Genomic DNA, 14,193 nt, shown 5'->3' with positions numbered 1-14,193 from the left:
ATCGCTTCCGCTCCTCTCCCAGCCGGGAAACTACAGCGGAAAACTCCAATTCTGAACGGTCCAGTTTCTGGGGATCAGATCAACCCGCGGACATTGGACGAACCAAGGCCCGCCTGATTGTGAAATACGACCCCCGCGATTTGTCTCGCGTTTTTGTTAGGCGTCATTCCGGCAGCTTTGTCGAGGCTCGCTATGCCGATGTGACACTCGCGCCGATTACGTTTTGGGAGGCGCAGGCTGCCCGGCACAAACTCAACGCTCAGGGCAAACGCGAAATTAACATGCACGTGCTTGTTCGCACTGCGGTTTCGCAGCGCGAACTGATCGAGGAGGCGAAACACAAGACACAAGGGCGCCAGCGGCTTGCGAAAACGAATGTGATGACGATGAAGTGGGCTCGCTCCGGGGCGTCGATTCAAGCAAACCTGTTCCCGCCGTCGAAGTTCTGGATTTGAGCCTCTCGAGCACGGATAACGTCCATCTGACGCAGGCGGCCAAAGACCTCCTCGGCGAGCCCGATTGTCCGAGTTCGCGCGATTCAGGCTCGCCGATGGATTTTTTTACAGCGCGCCAAGCAGGCACTCGATCGTCTCAACCTGCTGGTCGGCCATCCGCGCGGCACGCGCATGCCCTCGGTCGCCATCTACGGCGACAGTGGCATGGGCAAGACGATGATCCTGGAAAAATTCTGCGACAATAACCCCTCCCGTTTTGAGCCGACGACCGGCGTTCAGGCTATGCCGCGAGCGCCGTTTAGATGCCGAGATCGTGGCTACACTTGGAGCACCACAGGCACCCCGCGCCGACATTGTGCAAATGGAGCAAGCGGCGTTGCGGCTTATGAAAACGGTCGGCGTCCAGGTTCTGGTGATCGATGAAGTACATAACATTCTCGCCGGCTCGTACCGCGAACAGCGGGTCGTGCTGAACACGCTGCGACTTCTCAGCAATCGGCTTCAGATCTCCCTCGTTTGCTTCGGCCTAATCGAAGCGCGCGAAGCGATAAGTGGCGTACAGCTTGCCCGCCGATTCGGCGAGCTGACCTTGAATAGGTGGGCGGCCAATGAACGGTTCGAAGCACTAGCCTCGTCCGTTTTGCGAAACATGCCACTTCGCCAACCGACGGTGCTGACGCCGAGTCTCTACGCCGAATTCTGCAGATCAGCGGCGGCAGATATTTCCACGCGATCACGACCCTGGCAGCTGAAGCGGTGGAAAGTTGGCACCGCCGATTAGCGCCGAAACCGCCTACGCATGATCCGAGAGCTCAGCGGTACAAGGCCGCTTCCTGTCATTCTCAAAGCTCCTGTCGTCGTGGGTTCACGCGCCATGCCGATTTCTATGGCGTCGCCCGGCTCACGATGCTTCACCATGCCATTCCGGAGGCAACATCTTTACGGCAAACTGATACAAACCTGAGGCAGCGGTAGGGCGAGGTGGGCGCAATCTCACATTTAAGTGCAGTGCGACACAGAGGATTGGCGCGAAATGATTCTTTGGCGTAGCCGTCAGGTGCATAGGCAGATGTTTGAGGACTCTAGAGTAGATGGCCGCTTGCTGAAATCGTCAGACGAAACGGGCGGCATTGCGGATGGCCATCAGGGTGACGTTCAGCTTGCGCGCCGGTTTGAGCAGTTCAGCCAGCGCCATCGGTCTCGCGGCTGACGGTCACGGTGCGCTTCTCGATGCGGCCATGCGCCTCGTCGAGGTCGACGAAGCTGTCGCGGGTGCACCCTTGAAACCTCACTTCGATGCGTATCGCGGCTGGTTGCTCTTGACGGCCAGCAGGTAGTCGACGCCGGCATCGTCGACGGTCTTGGCGATGGTGGCATTGACAGCGATGGCAGCCCGTCTCACGATGGGTGTGCTTCAAACCGCACTAACCTCAAGTAGCCTTGTCCCCAAGGAGTGGGGGCATCGCCGGGGGACAGACGGTTGTCGTGTAGGATGGCAGCGGTGGCGAATGGGGTCAGCGCATTGCGGCCGACTCGCGCCGTGCTTGACGCATGCTCGCAATGCTCCAATTATCGCCTCGCTTGTTGTCATCTCGTCGCGAGAAGACAGCAATCTGCAAACTGAATTGGACTGCGGCAGCCGCTGGCTGTCTATACCTGATGAAAGACATGGATTTGATTACAGTCTACGGGCACTCCGAATGAGCGAATGTTTTTTTGCGGCAGTTAGCGTAAAGAATGCAACATTTCGCGCCCAGGCTGAATCCGTCAACCCTCTGCGAAGCGTTGCTCTCTTTGGCCACATAGCATGTGACGCGACGAAACCCACGGTGGTTTTCTTCGATCGTCCGCTGTCACGCTGAGATGAGCGCGCGCTGGCCCACGCGGATCCATACGAACGGTATTAGCGATCTGCCTGAACGACTCCAGGACATCATCCGACGCCGTGACGCGGTGCTCGGGCCGGGCTACCAGTTTTCCGAGACTATTCCGGTGGAGTTCGTCTCGAGTTTCGGCGCCCACCTGATAGACAATGACGGCAATGACTATCTCGATGCCTTTAACAACGTTCAAGGCGTCGGGCACGCCCACAGGCACGTTGCGGATGCCGTTTCCCGCCAGATTGCCACAGTCAACACTGATACACGCTACCCCCAGGAAGCGCTGGTCGCCTATGCTGAGCGGCTACTTGCAACTTTCCCAGCTGAGCTGTCGAAGCTAAGCTTGCCCTGCACTGGATCTGAAGCGAATGACCTAGCAATTCGGGTCGCGAGGTTCCATACGGGCGGCGAGGGTATCATAGTTACGAATTGGGCGTTTCACGGCCGCACGCGCGAGGTCGCCAGTTTTTCCCCAATGCTAGGGGCAGGATCCCCGCTCGGACCAAACGTCCGACTCATTTCCGCTCCTGACCCCAGGCTCTGCGCACCCGGGCAATCCCTCGAGAATTACATGCGGGAGCAAGTGCGTGCCGCGATTCTTGATCTCGAACGGCACGGATACCGCCTAGCAGCCTTGATTGCTGATTCCGCTTTCACCTCCGACGGCATTTTTACTCATCCTGTGGGCTTCATGCAGGCAATGGTCGACCAGGTCCATGCCGCTGGCGGCCTCCACATTGCTGACGAGGTTCAATCAGGGTTCGCTCAGCTCGGGGATTCGATGTGGGGGTTCGGTCGGCACGGCGTGGTTCCTGATATCGTCACAATGGGCAAGGCGATTGGGAACGGTTTTCCCATCTCTGGCGTTGCCTTCCGCCCGGAGGTCTCTGATGAATTCGGACAGAAGGTCAGCTACTTCAACACACTGGGCGGCCGATCGCTTTCAATAGCCGCGGCGTCCGCAGTGCTCGATGTGTTCGAGCAGGAGAATGTGCGTGAACGTGTTGCTGTGAACGGAGCAGCCTTGCTGGCAGGGCTTGAAACGCTGACACGGGATTCTCCTTATGTTGCGGAGATCCGAGGCAGCGGGCTGTACCTTGGTGTCGAGATCGTCAAGGACAGAGAGACACTTCAGCCTGATCCCATTCGTTGCGATAGCATCATCAAGAACCTTCGCGATCGTCGAGTTCTGATCAGCCGTACCGGCTCCGCAGGTAACGTGTTGAAAGTTCGTCCTCCAGTCGCTTTTACCACAGCCGATGTGTCTCGATTCCTTGAGACCTTTGCAATCGTAGCGAAACTGCGGCTCTAGAAGGCTCTGGCAACATGAACAAACTACCTGACGCAATGCTGCAGCGTCTCCTGGAGGAGAGTAGCCTGTTCTCATCAAGCCAATCTATCAACCCCTTGTTGCTGAGCAACATGCTTGAAAGGCACTATGGGCTCAGCGGACAGTTTGAACGATTGGGCAGTGAAAAGGGCCATACGTTCAGGCTCAAAACCGATGTGAATAAATACCTCGTAAAGGTGTCACCGTCTGACGAGCCTGAACCAGTAACGGCGTTGCAGATTGCGGCGATGCGTTATCTTCATGATGCCGCTCACGCCTTGCCGATCCAGCGGATCAAGCCTACGCTTGACCGAATGGATAGCGTTCCAATCGACTTGGGAGATGGCACCTGTAGAACACTCAGCGTCTTCTGCTTTGTCGAGGGCCTCTTATGGGAGCAGATGGATGCCACCGTTGAGCAGTTGACCAAGGCGGGCGACGCGCTCGGGCGAGTAAACATTGCGCTGCGATTATTTGGGCATCCAGCTGCCGCGCGCAGTTTAGTTTACGACATAAGGCACTTTCCCCATTGGACGGGACTTGTTGAGTACGTGCCAGATCCCAAGCACCGACTGCTGGCTCAACGGGCCTTCAAGCTCTTCGAAGAGGTCTTACTCCCGAGGCTGCCCAGTCTTGAAATGCAAGTGATCCACGGTGACTACGCTCCTAACAATGTCGTGGTGGATCCGCACAGCGATAACTTCGTGGCGGCCATCCTTGACTTTGGTGACACTGTCCATAGCGCGGTGATCTTTGACCCTGCCAACACGGTCGCGCACCTGATTGGCCGCACTCAGGATCACTCTTGGGACGATGCCTTTGCCTTTGTCGCCGGGTACGAGCAGAGCCGGCCGATAAACCAGTCAGAACTTCAACTTTTGCCAGTTGCGGCTCTCGCGCGGCTCACCATGCTGGCGTTGATCAGGTACTGGAAAGCGGAGCGGGCACCTGAGCAGAGCGAGGAGCTACTGGCTAGTGCCAACTATTACTGGGCGAACCTAGAGCGGGCCATGGGCGCACTGCTGGATGACGTGGTCGCGCGATTCCGCTATCGCGCCGGTGATCCTGGTGCTTGAGCCCCAGGTAGGAAGTAGGTGGCGCTTTAGCAGGCTGCTGCAAAAGTCGCATTTGGCTTTGTTTTATGATTCACTTTCGTCTGACAACGGGAGTGATTTGCGATGCGGGGTCGTAGTGAAGGACCGGAAAGCCTTTTCAGCTATGTTCCGTTAGAGAAGCGCATTCGTTGGATCATCCTCTGCGGGCGATCCGGCAGTTGTGCGATGAAGTGCTTGGTCGTCTGGACGGTCGCTTCGAGGCGCTCTATTCGGGCATGGGCCGGCCGTCGATCCCACCGGAGATGTTGCTGCGGGCGACACTGCTGCAAGCGTTCTTCTCGGTTCGTTCGGAACGGCAACTGATGGAGCAGATTGATTACAATCTGCTGTTCCACAGGTCGTTGGCCTGCCGCTTGACGCGCCGGCGTGGCATGCGACGGTTTTCACCCACAATCGGGACCGGCTGCTTGAAGCCGATGTGCCGCGAGAGTTTTTGGGTGAGCTGATGGGCCTCAAGCGGGTGAGCAAGCTTCTGTCGAGCGAGCATTTTCCGTGGACGGCACGCTGATCGATGCCTGGGCTTCGATGAAGAGCTTCCGCCCGAAGGATGGTTCGGGCGATCCGCCAGGGCCAGGGCGCAATGGCGAGCGCAAGTTCCGCAAGGAGAAGCGCTCGAATCAGACACATGCCTCGACGACCGATCCCGACGCCCGGCTCTACACGCAAGGCGGACGGCCATCCGAGCCGCCTGTGCTTCATGGGCCATGTGCTGATGGAGAACCGCAACGGGCTGGCGGTCGACGCAACGTCGACGCACGCCACCGGCAAGGCCGAGCGGGAAGCCACGCTTGTCATGCTCGACCGGCGGCAAGGCAAACATCGCATCGCGCTGGGCGCCGACAAGTCCTATGACGTCATGGATTTCGTTGGCGACCTGCGCCAGCGCCAAGTCACTCCGCACATCGCGATACAAGGCACGGTGTCAAGCGCGGGCACGGTGCGCAAGACCGCTATCGACGGGCGCACCACGCGCCATGCCGGCTATGTGATCAGCCAGCGCATCCGCAAACGTATCGAGGAGATATTCGGCTGGGTGAAGAAGCCGGGCGGATTGGCCAAAACCAAATTGCGAGGGCAGCCAAGAGTGGAGGCCGTCTTCATCTTTGCGGTCATCGCCTACAATCTGGTTCGCATCCCAAAGCTCCTGAAAGGGCAGATCGCATAACCGTCAACAGAAAGGACCGCAACTCGCGCAGCATCTCAGCGCTGCAACCCGCCGCGAAAATCGCGCAGACAACAGAAAAATTTCCGTCAAAAATATCGAGATCAGCAACGATCAGACTTTTGCAGCAGCCTGTTAGAGAACGTTGCCCACCACCACGATACAATCGAGTACCTCGGCGACGTATGCGATTCCAGATGTTTAGGCCCGGCATCCCCGAACGCCACAGATCGGGAGTTTTTCTTTGGACGCAAGATTGCATCTGGAGTGCATATTGGTTCGCCAACGCATGTCCGTGGTCGTCGAGTACGGAACGTAGCCCAGGGGGTATCTCTTCCCTCTACTTGACCGACTACAATCAACGTTAAAGGAGTTATCTACGACTGCGTCCGAATCGATTCCCTTCACCGGCGCACCGTTCCCAAAATCAGAGTACAAACGACGGCAGAAGAAGGTGCTTGGAGAGATAGTCAAACCCGAGCTGGACGCACTCGTTGGTCACCGCCCACGGTCATCTCCAGTATCTAAGCGGATACGATGGAATGGGGGCGTATTTCATGCCGTTTCCGTTGAGTCTCGTGCCGGGAGGGGCTCCAATTTGCGTAGTTCGGGAATACGAGTTCACTGGCGTAACACCTCGGCAGACACTTTGGCGAAATCTGGCTGCTCTCTATAACCAACCAACTCATCGATGCAGCTCTCCGCGCGAACGTGGGATTGGCAGGCAAGAAGGTAGGTTTCGAGCTGGGCTGCTGGGCCTCGCTCCGGCAAATATATACGCGCTTCAAACCCTCATGCCCGAAATGAAAATTGCCGATGCCTCTCGTCTGGTCTCATCGGTTATGGCCGTGAAGAACGAGTTGGAGATTAACGCAATGCGTCATGCGATGGCCGCGACCGACGTGGCCGTGCGTGCATTTCAGCGGTCTCTGAGGGCCGGCTATCCGAAGCTGAAATGGCGGTGGCCATCCAGAGTGACCGTCGTCGACACGCTGGGCCTGCTGGTCGGCGTCGTCGTTCAGGCCGCCGACATCCAGGACCGCGACGGCGCGGCCGGCCGTCCTGAAATCCATACTCGAGAGCTGGCCGTGGCTGCGCCATGTCTGTAAGCGATGCGCCAAGGCACCTTGCAATAGGCCGATGAACATGGAGTTTTCGGGCCCTGACATTGGAACATGCAAGGGGCGATATGGTCGCCGAGATCAGCGGCGGCGCGCCGGCCGAAGATTGTGCAGCGATGCCCGGGCGCGTGCGGCAACGAAGGCTGTGGAGTTGCACCGAAGCGCGCGTTGGTCGACCTGGCGAGCGCGGCGGGGTCGTCGGTGCCCGAGGTCGCGGAGGCGTTCGGCGTAGCTCCATCCCAGCTCTATGCGTGGCGCAAGCAGATGGCCGGCGGCAAGATCGAGCCCGCTGGGCGATGGCAACTTTCGCGCGGATCGAAGTGAACGATCTGCCCGAGGTCGAGCGTCCCGTCGCGGATTGCCCGGACCCGGCCGGCAGAATCGTCGTGGCCTTCCGAACGGCGCGCGATTGCGGATCGAGGGGACCGTCGATCCGACGGCGCTGCGTATCATCCTGGCGGAGTTTACCAGGTGATCACGGTGGTGCCGACCGACCGGATTTACTTGCGCCGCGGCATAACAGCCTGGCGCGCTTCCTCTACGATGGCCAGCTCGAGCCCGACAACCTGATCGCCAGCGGGCCGTGGTGGATTTACGGTCGGCAGGCGCAATTGGCTTTTCTCGGGCAACTTCGCCGCCGCAGAGAGGTCAGCGGTCGTGCTCAGCATCTTAGAGACGTGCAAGCTTTGCGGCGTCGATGCCGAAGCCTACATGGCCGACGTCACCGAGCGCATCCAGAACGTCTGGCCAGCCTCGCGCTGGGAACTGATGCCATGGACCTGGGGGCGCCGCGAACAGATGCAGCTCTCCTTGGCGGCATGAGACACCCTGTGTCTAATTTTAGCCTTAATTTTTCAGGCTGTGATTTTGACGGCCGCGCGATGCTGTTGAGGGTCGTAGAGCGCCTTGTTGCGCCACGCCCTCCAGAGCACTCTAAGCCAAGCTCGGGCGAGAATTCGAACAGCGTGCGGGTGCTTGCAGCCACGGTCACGGGCCTTGCGGTAAACGGCCGCGGCCCAGGCGGAGGCGTGACGGGAGCTGTCGGCAAAGCAGGTGAGCGCCAATCTCAGGTTCTTGTTGCAGGCCCATCGGAACACAACGCCTCGGCTTTTGCCGGAGGCGTGGGTCACGGGACAGACGCCGGCCTCGGCGGCAAGTTGGTCCTCCGTCTGGAAGCGCTCGCGCACGTCGCCGAGTTCAGTGAGGATCTGGGCGGCGCAAATGCGGCCTGCGCGCGGGAACGACATGACGATCTTGCCGTCGGGCAATTGGGCGACGGCGTTCTCGATGTGCTATGACAGCTTGGCGATCTCGCAGACGAGGTGTTCGAGAATGGCGACCAATGCGCAGGCGAGTTCGCCTTTGGCGTCGGTCCTCGGCGTCACCGGCCAGCCTTGTCGGCGCGGCTCGCAGTCGGGCCAGCAGGTCCGCAGGCGAACGGCGCCCACAGTAGGCGTGTTGCGCCATGAAGCAGGCTAGGCGTTTCTCGCCCAGGCGGCTGGCGCTGTCGGGGGTGGGATAGCGGCCGATGAAGACGAGCGCGATCGGGCTGTCGATGGCGACGAAAATGGCGACTGCCCGTGGCCAGAAGCCTTCGAGGAGATTGCGGAGCTAGTTGGCCAATGCGACACGCTGGGCCACCAGGTCGTCGCGTCCGCGGACCAGGGCGCGCAACGCCCGAATGTCATCGGCGACCGGCACAAGAGGCCGAAAGCGATGTCCGTCGGTGCGCAAGATGTCGGCCAACATGAAGGCATCGCCTGGATCGCTTTTGCCCCCGGCGGCGCGGTAGCGCGGCCTGCGGGCCTTGACGACGTTCGGATGGATCGGGATCACGGGATACCCGGCCTCGACAACCGACGACCAGACCGGATGGTCGCTCGATGGCGATAGGCAGTTCGGCCGGCGCCGCCACGCGCTTGAGCCGGGCTACCATGTCGGCCAACCCAGCAGCATCGTGGCGGACATCGAGACGGACGATGACCTGGCCGACGCCGTCAATAACGCACAGGGCATGGCTTACGCCGCCCAGTCCAAACCTGCGTGAAAATGGCATATGCTGATCTCCTCGGATTGCGATAAACTCACCCGACCGGGAGATCGTACGGATCGCTCACTCACAGGCGCTCTGGCCGGCCAGCACTGGCGCTTCACCCTGTGGTCCGTCGCGGTCTCCCGGCACCTGCCGCGCGGCGGGTCTCATGCGGGCCGTCAACCGGCAAGCGCGATTGGCCGTCACGGCAGATGCTCGGGCTGGCGGATGCTACGCCACTTGAATCGCTTAGCACCCGCCAGCCCAAAGGTGCACCAGTGAGCGCGATCGATGACATGGCGCTGTCGGACGAGGCGCTGGAGTCTTGGATGGCCGTCAAGATCAACCGTCGCTCGCTGGGTGCGGACCATGTCGGCGCTGGATGGCTTCGTGAGGGCAGCGGTCACCGGGCCGCGGTTCCCGGACCCGCAAGACTGGATGTGGGGTTGCCGCGCGACGTCTTGGCCAAAGGTCTGCAACCGATCACGCCGTGTTTGCCAGCGTCGCCAGGATCCACAACCGGATCAAATAGACGCTCTTCGACAGACCGCAGGATTAATGGGCCCGATTCGCCACCAAGCCCAGCGGCGGCATCGACCCCGGCCGTGGTGCCAGGTTCCACGCGGCTATGAATCTCAACATCAAAAAATCGAAACGGCTACTCGACCTCGACAATCCCAACCACGGCCTGCTGCTGCCGATCCTGACTTACTGCGTCGACAAAAAGGGCACGCCCGTCCTCGGCAAGCCCCAGGCCGGGGCCCGAGACCGCGCACTTCATCGAGCACGAGGCGTACAAAGACATCGCCCTCGTCATCCCGCCCTCCGCGAACTCCACTACGTCACCCGTTATGACGATCCGGAGTGATCGGTGGCGCCGCGCGGACCAACGGCTGATGTACTATAGGCGCACCAGGCGATTTCGGGAAAGGTTGCCTCGGCGCACCGCTTACCTATTACCACAATACCGGCCACTAGCCACGTCATCCTGCGCGGCATCGATGAGCGGGGCCGGGACTGCTCGTCGCGCCGGACGATCTCAGCGCAGGCATGCCGAGCGCACCGCCGAGATTGTCAGCCTCGATCTCGGCGCGCTCCGACCTGGAGACGGAAAGCGGCCTGCGTATCGATATCAATAAGGAACGTCTCACAATCATCATCGCCGTTTGCTCCGCGACAGCGAACAGGACGGCCTTGCGGCCGATGGTGATGCGTTCCGGCAGAGCCTGCGACCATCCGGCTGCAGAAGTTCCGGCGTCTTCGATTGGCCGACGAGGTGAGGCCGGGACAATAACATTTGGCCGAACCGTGAGCTGGAGCAGACCTGCGGCGCATGGGCGAGCGAGGCGACATCATCAGCGTGCAATGGCCGCGCCTCTCAGCGAAATTTAAAGAACCCCCGAAACAAGATTATCGCAGAGATTTCTTAGAACTTTAACCCCAAGCAACGCGCATTCAAGGATATCATGGTCCCACGTTTGTTGTAAGCGCCGCTCAATTATCAGTGCCGGTTCAGAAAAGGAATTTCTCATGTACATCCTAGAAACGCCGCGCCTGATCCTAAGGCCGCCGTCGCATAGCGACGAGCTTCTTCTACATGGACTTAATAGCGATCCTTTCGTGGTGAACGCCGTCAGGGATGGAGTCTATCCGACGATAGAGCAGTCGAAAGCTGCACTACGTGAGTTTATCAATCATTGGCAACACAATCGTTTCGGCTTGTGGATGCTGTTCGTAAAAGATGAAGGCCAAGCCAGAAAATTCGCCGGCTATTGTGGATTGAGGTGCTGCGGCCTGTGTCTGCCCGAAGATCCGAATAATGTGGAAATCGTAACCCGCCTCCACCTTGCGGCCTCGGGGAAGGGGATCGCGGTCGAGGCCGGCAGGGCAGTAGTCCAATTTGCTTTCGAGCATTTAAAGCTTGAGAAAGTGACTGGATTCATTCGCCCGTCGAACACGCGTTCGCTTCGAAAAAACCTTAAGGTCGGGTTTTCCTATGTCGGTGACCGAATTTACAATAAAATGGTGATGAGGTATTGTGAGGTTTTTCCAGGAACAGCTGTGAAAATCGATGATTTAGTTATTTTGAAATACGAAGAACAAATTGTTGTTTGAATCAGTAGTGCTACGACCGAACCGTATTGTTCGGTGCGCTGCTTACCCCTCGATGAACTTGGCACAACCGTTGACACCGACGCGCCCGAGGGCAAGCCGTTGCGATGGGATTTGGTGGTTCCGTTGCAGCATCTAGTCTTCGACCGAGGCATGCTGCGCGGACTACGGCCTCCTTTTCGAAATCTGCTGCAGCCGAACTGGGGGAGTGTCGCATTGCCTCAATGGAAATGTTACTGCGGGTTCGTTGCCTCACCTAAAATGTTACTCGTGAAGGCGCATGTCGCCATGATGCGTTCACCATCAGGGAGGCATCATGACAACGAAGATGACACATGCCGTGCGCATGGAACTGGCCACTGCGGTCAGGGATCGCTATGCGGCCGCGACGACCAAGGACAAGCGCCGGATCTTGGAGGAGTTCATCGCCGCGACGGGGTATCACGAAAAGTCCGCAATCCGTGTCCTAAACAGCCCCCCGCAGCCGAGGAGCCGGCAGCCCGTCAACGCCCGTTGCTCTATGACGAGGCCGCTCGGGGCGCGTTGATTGTGCTGTGGGAAGCTTCCGATCGAGTGTGCGGCAAGCGCCTTAAGGCATTGCTGCCCATTCTATTGCCGGCACTGGAACCGCGCACGGCAATGATCATTTGAAGCTCGAGGAGGAGATACGCGACAAGATCCTGTCGATGAGCACCGCGACGATCGACCACTTGCTCCAGATGCCGAGGCGCACCATGCGTACGAAAAAGAAGCCAAGGGTTGTGCCAGAGCCCCGGCGGCGCATCAAAATGCGCACCTTTGCTAACTGGAACTAGCCGCTTCCCGGCAGCATGGAAATGGACCTGGTCGCTCATTGCGGAGAGGCCAACCGCGGTAGCTACGTTGACAGCCTGGTTATGACCGATATCGCGAGCGGAGGGACGGAGGCCGCGCCCATCGTGGTCCGAGAAGGCACCCTCTGGTCGAGACACTCGAGCGCATCCGCATGGGCTTGCCCTTTGCCCTGAGAGCGCTGGATGTGGATAGTGGCAGCGAGTTCGTCAGCAACAGGCTGATCGAAATATTGCCTTGTCACGGCATCGAACTCACTCGCTCGCGGCCTTACCGTAAGAACGACCAGGCGTGGATAGAGCAGAAAAATGGCGCCGTTGTACGGAAGCTCCTGGGTTATCGGCGCTTTGAAGGCTTGGCGGCGGCCAGAGCGATCACGCGCCTTTACGGGGCATCCCGGCTGTTTGTGAACTTCTTCCAGCCCTAGTTCAAGCTCGCTGCCAAGCAGCGCGACGGAGCGAAGGTGGCCAAGCGCTATCATCCGCCGCGGACGCCCTGTGAGCGTCTCCTGCCGGAGGGCATCCCGATGGCTGCCAAGAGCAAGCTGCGCGAGATTGCCGCCGACCTCGATCCGCTGAAGCTTCTGGAGGAAATGCGAGCTGTGCAGGCTTATCTTGCAGCCCTGGCTGAGGGCAAAACGCCGCCACCGGTGACATCGGAGCCGCCCAACCTGGCCGCGTTCGTAGAAGCCTATCGAGCGCCTGGCCCGCGGGCGAAATCCGTCCGACCTTCTCCATCGAAGCCAAACCGCGTTACCTGCGAAGTCTACAAAAGTCTCAACACAAACCCTTATTGCGGCTCCACCGCCGCGCTCAATCCGGTGATCCCACCCACTCCTGCCGCGACAGCCGCGAAGATGCATGAGAAGCCGAAGCCGGTTACGCGAAGCCTGGCCAAGCCCGCGTCCAGGCGCTCAGTATGGCGTGGCCGATCGTTTGCCGCCGATTGGAGGAATTCCCCAACATCAACGCCCCGCAGCTCTTCGAGGAGCTGTACGTCCAGTTTCCAGGTCGGTTTACCCGCAAGCAGTACAAAACACTCGTCCGCCGCGTCAATCTGTGGCGCCGAGCGGCTCGCGCGCGCGGCCGACGTCCCGACATCTTTAAGGACCATTGGGAAGAGATGGCACGGTGCCTTGAAGAGCGTCCGGATCAGACCGCACTTGAACTTCTCGTCGAGTTCCAGGTCCGTTATCCCGGACGATACAGCTTGCGCCAGCTTCACACGTTGCAGAAGCGAGTAAGGGCGTGGCGACAACCCTTGCCGCTGGTCGCCATCGACCGGCGCCGGGGTCGGTCAGGGAGACCTGTTTGTCGGGCGCGGCCTCGACCTGCTTGCTCATCTCCTTGACTGCATCTGCCCCTCAATCTTCTCCCTGAGGCGCACCGTCTTGGCCTCGGCGACATCATCGTCCTGCCGGTCGCACGGTCGAGCGTCGCCAGATAGCGCGCGATGGTGGCCTCGAGCTGTTCAATGCGTTTGGCGACCTTGGGTCACCGTGAAGTTCTTGTAGCGGGTGTGGACGGCTTTGAACTTGCTCCCCGTCGATGGCCACGACAGCCCGGGTGCACAGACTGAGCTGGCGACAAGTACGACGAACTTTGCGCAGCCGGGCGGATCGCAGCCGGCTCATTGTCGCGGCGGAAGTCGGCGATCATCTTGAAGTCCGGCATGAGCCGGCCCGTCAGGCATCCTGGGTACGCCTTATCTAATGGCCCCGATCTTCATAGATGAATGCACCGTCGCCCGGCGTTAGGAGGATGTCTTTTACCTGCACTTCAGTTCGCTCGATTTCTGTCGGAGGGTGTTGACGGGCTGATGCAGTTCGATCCGCTACCTGCCAAGTATGTGATGTGCCGCTTGGTATTGGGTCCGCCAAGATAATGTTCCTGACAGTGCTATCGAGTTTTGAGATGCTGGTGCCTGTCCCAACGCAAACCCTTTCACTGTATTCGCCAGGCGCGTCCGCTTGCGAACACCGTCGACGCTCCGCTGTGCTAGATAGAACGTTGACGGCGGAGGCATGACCCCTACGGTGATGTCTGCTGCGCATGACACCGCCCGGCACCTTGATCCGATACCATTCTTTGGACCGCCGGAAGGTGGAGTTTTCCGGCTGTTTCACGATGGCGGGCTGACGGCGCCATCGGGATTA

General features: G+C 59.5%; 14 protein-coding genes and 4 pseudogenes. 15 read left to right on the top strand and 3 right to left on the bottom strand.

All coding sequences use genetic code 11. The annotated features are described in order from the left end of the window. The 9 genes and pseudogenes from NKI35_RS30620 to NKI35_RS30580 form a co-directional block, all read left to right on the top strand. A partial coding sequence (locus tag NKI35_RS30620; protein WP_352742488.1) for a Mu transposase C-terminal domain-containing protein occupies positions 1 to 455 on the top strand: 455 nt, incomplete at its 5' end. A gap of 63 nt (positions 456 to 518) precedes the next feature. Further along, on the top strand, positions 519 to 878 hold the full coding sequence (locus tag NKI35_RS30615) for a TniB family NTP-binding protein (RefSeq protein ID WP_352742490.1): 360 nt from the start codon (positions 519 to 521) through the stop codon (positions 876 to 878). Beyond that, on the top strand, positions 769 to 1,236 hold the full coding sequence (locus NKI35_RS30610) for a TniB family NTP-binding protein (protein WP_352742486.1): 468 nt from the start codon (positions 769 to 771) through the stop codon (positions 1,234 to 1,236). The genes NKI35_RS30615 and NKI35_RS30610 overlap by 110 nt, the downstream gene beginning before the upstream one ends. Positions 1,237 to 2,318: 1,082 nt before the next feature. Next, a complete protein-coding gene (locus NKI35_RS30605; RefSeq protein ID WP_352742484.1) occupies positions 2,319 to 3,647 on the top strand; it encodes an aspartate aminotransferase family protein in 1,329 nt (442 codons plus the stop codon). 14 nt (positions 3,648 to 3,661) lie between these two features. Beyond that, a complete protein-coding gene (locus NKI35_RS30600; RefSeq protein ID WP_352742482.1) occupies positions 3,662 to 4,741 on the top strand; it encodes a phosphotransferase in 1,080 nt (359 codons plus the stop codon). Between the two features lie 102 nt (positions 4,742 to 4,843). Next, positions 4,844 to 5,945: pseudogene (locus tag NKI35_RS30595) on the top strand (IS5 family transposase). 968 nt (positions 5,946 to 6,913) lie between these two features. Then, positions 6,914 to 7,046 (top strand): annotated as a pseudogene (locus NKI35_RS30590) (IS5/IS1182 family transposase); the annotation flags it as partial. Positions 7,047 to 7,231: 185 nt separating this feature from the next. Further along, a complete protein-coding gene (locus NKI35_RS30585; RefSeq protein ID WP_352742480.1) occupies positions 7,232 to 7,387 on the top strand; it encodes a transposase in 156 nt (51 codons plus the stop codon). Between the two features lie 333 nt (positions 7,388 to 7,720). Next, positions 7,721 to 7,885, top strand: coding sequence for a transposase domain-containing protein (locus NKI35_RS30580; RefSeq protein ID WP_352742478.1), 165 nt, complete (start codon positions 7,721 to 7,723; stop codon positions 7,883 to 7,885). Positions 7,886 to 7,917: 32 nt separating this feature from the next. Here the strand turns inward: NKI35_RS30580 and NKI35_RS30575 are convergent, their stop codons facing one another. Both NKI35_RS30575 and NKI35_RS30570 read right to left on the bottom strand, forming a co-directional pair. Beyond that, the gene (locus tag NKI35_RS30575) at positions 7,918 to 8,331 is read right to left on the bottom strand and encodes a transposase (protein WP_352742476.1); all 414 of its coding nucleotides are present in this window, start codon (positions 8,329 to 8,331) and stop codon (positions 7,918 to 7,920) included. Between the two features lie 343 nt (positions 8,332 to 8,674). Beyond that, a complete protein-coding gene (locus NKI35_RS30570) occupies positions 8,675 to 8,899 on the bottom strand; it encodes an IS110 family transposase (protein WP_352742475.1) in 225 nt (74 codons plus the stop codon). Between NKI35_RS30570 and NKI35_RS30565 the strand changes: the two genes are divergently transcribed. The 6 genes and pseudogenes from NKI35_RS30565 to NKI35_RS31430 form a co-directional block, all read left to right on the top strand. Continuing rightward, a complete protein-coding gene (locus tag NKI35_RS30565; protein WP_352742494.1) occupies positions 8,871 to 9,110 on the top strand; it encodes a hypothetical protein in 240 nt (79 codons plus the stop codon). The two genes, NKI35_RS30570 and NKI35_RS30565, sit on opposite strands and share 29 nt — an antisense overlap. Before the next feature lie 613 nt (positions 9,111 to 9,723). Beyond that, the gene (locus NKI35_RS30560; protein WP_352742474.1) at positions 9,724 to 9,963 is read left to right on the top strand and encodes a hypothetical protein; all 240 of its coding nucleotides are present in this window, start codon (positions 9,724 to 9,726) and stop codon (positions 9,961 to 9,963) included. A 662-nt stretch (positions 9,964 to 10,625) separates the two neighbouring features. Continuing rightward, on the top strand, positions 10,626 to 11,210 hold the full coding sequence (locus NKI35_RS30555; protein WP_352742472.1) for a GNAT family N-acetyltransferase: 585 nt from the start codon (positions 10,626 to 10,628) through the stop codon (positions 11,208 to 11,210). A gap of 313 nt (positions 11,211 to 11,523) precedes the next feature. Beyond that, positions 11,524 to 11,754 carry a hypothetical protein gene (locus NKI35_RS30550; protein ID WP_352742470.1) on the top strand — a complete coding sequence of 77 codons (231 nt, stop codon included), beginning with the start codon at positions 11,524 to 11,526 and terminating at the stop codon, positions 11,752 to 11,754. Between the two features lie 438 nt (positions 11,755 to 12,192). After that, positions 12,193 to 12,465, top strand: coding sequence for a hypothetical protein (locus NKI35_RS30545; protein ID WP_352742468.1), 273 nt, complete (start codon positions 12,193 to 12,195; stop codon positions 12,463 to 12,465). A gap of 491 nt (positions 12,466 to 12,956) precedes the next feature. Continuing rightward, a pseudogene (locus NKI35_RS31430) lies at positions 12,957 to 13,049 on the top strand (hypothetical protein); the annotation flags it as partial. A 245-nt stretch (positions 13,050 to 13,294) separates the two neighbouring features. On the opposite strand, the pseudogene NKI35_RS30535 reads toward NKI35_RS31430, so the two are convergent. Continuing rightward, positions 13,295 to 13,726, bottom strand: a pseudogene (locus NKI35_RS30535) (IS5/IS1182 family transposase); the annotation flags it as partial. Between the last annotated feature and the right edge of the window lie 467 nt (positions 13,727 to 14,193).

Source organism: Mesorhizobium sp. M0676 (genome assembly GCF_040320535.1).
Lineage (GTDB): Bacteria > Pseudomonadota > Alphaproteobacteria > Rhizobiales > Rhizobiaceae > Mesorhizobium.
This window is presented reverse-complemented; position numbering and strand designations above follow the sequence as displayed.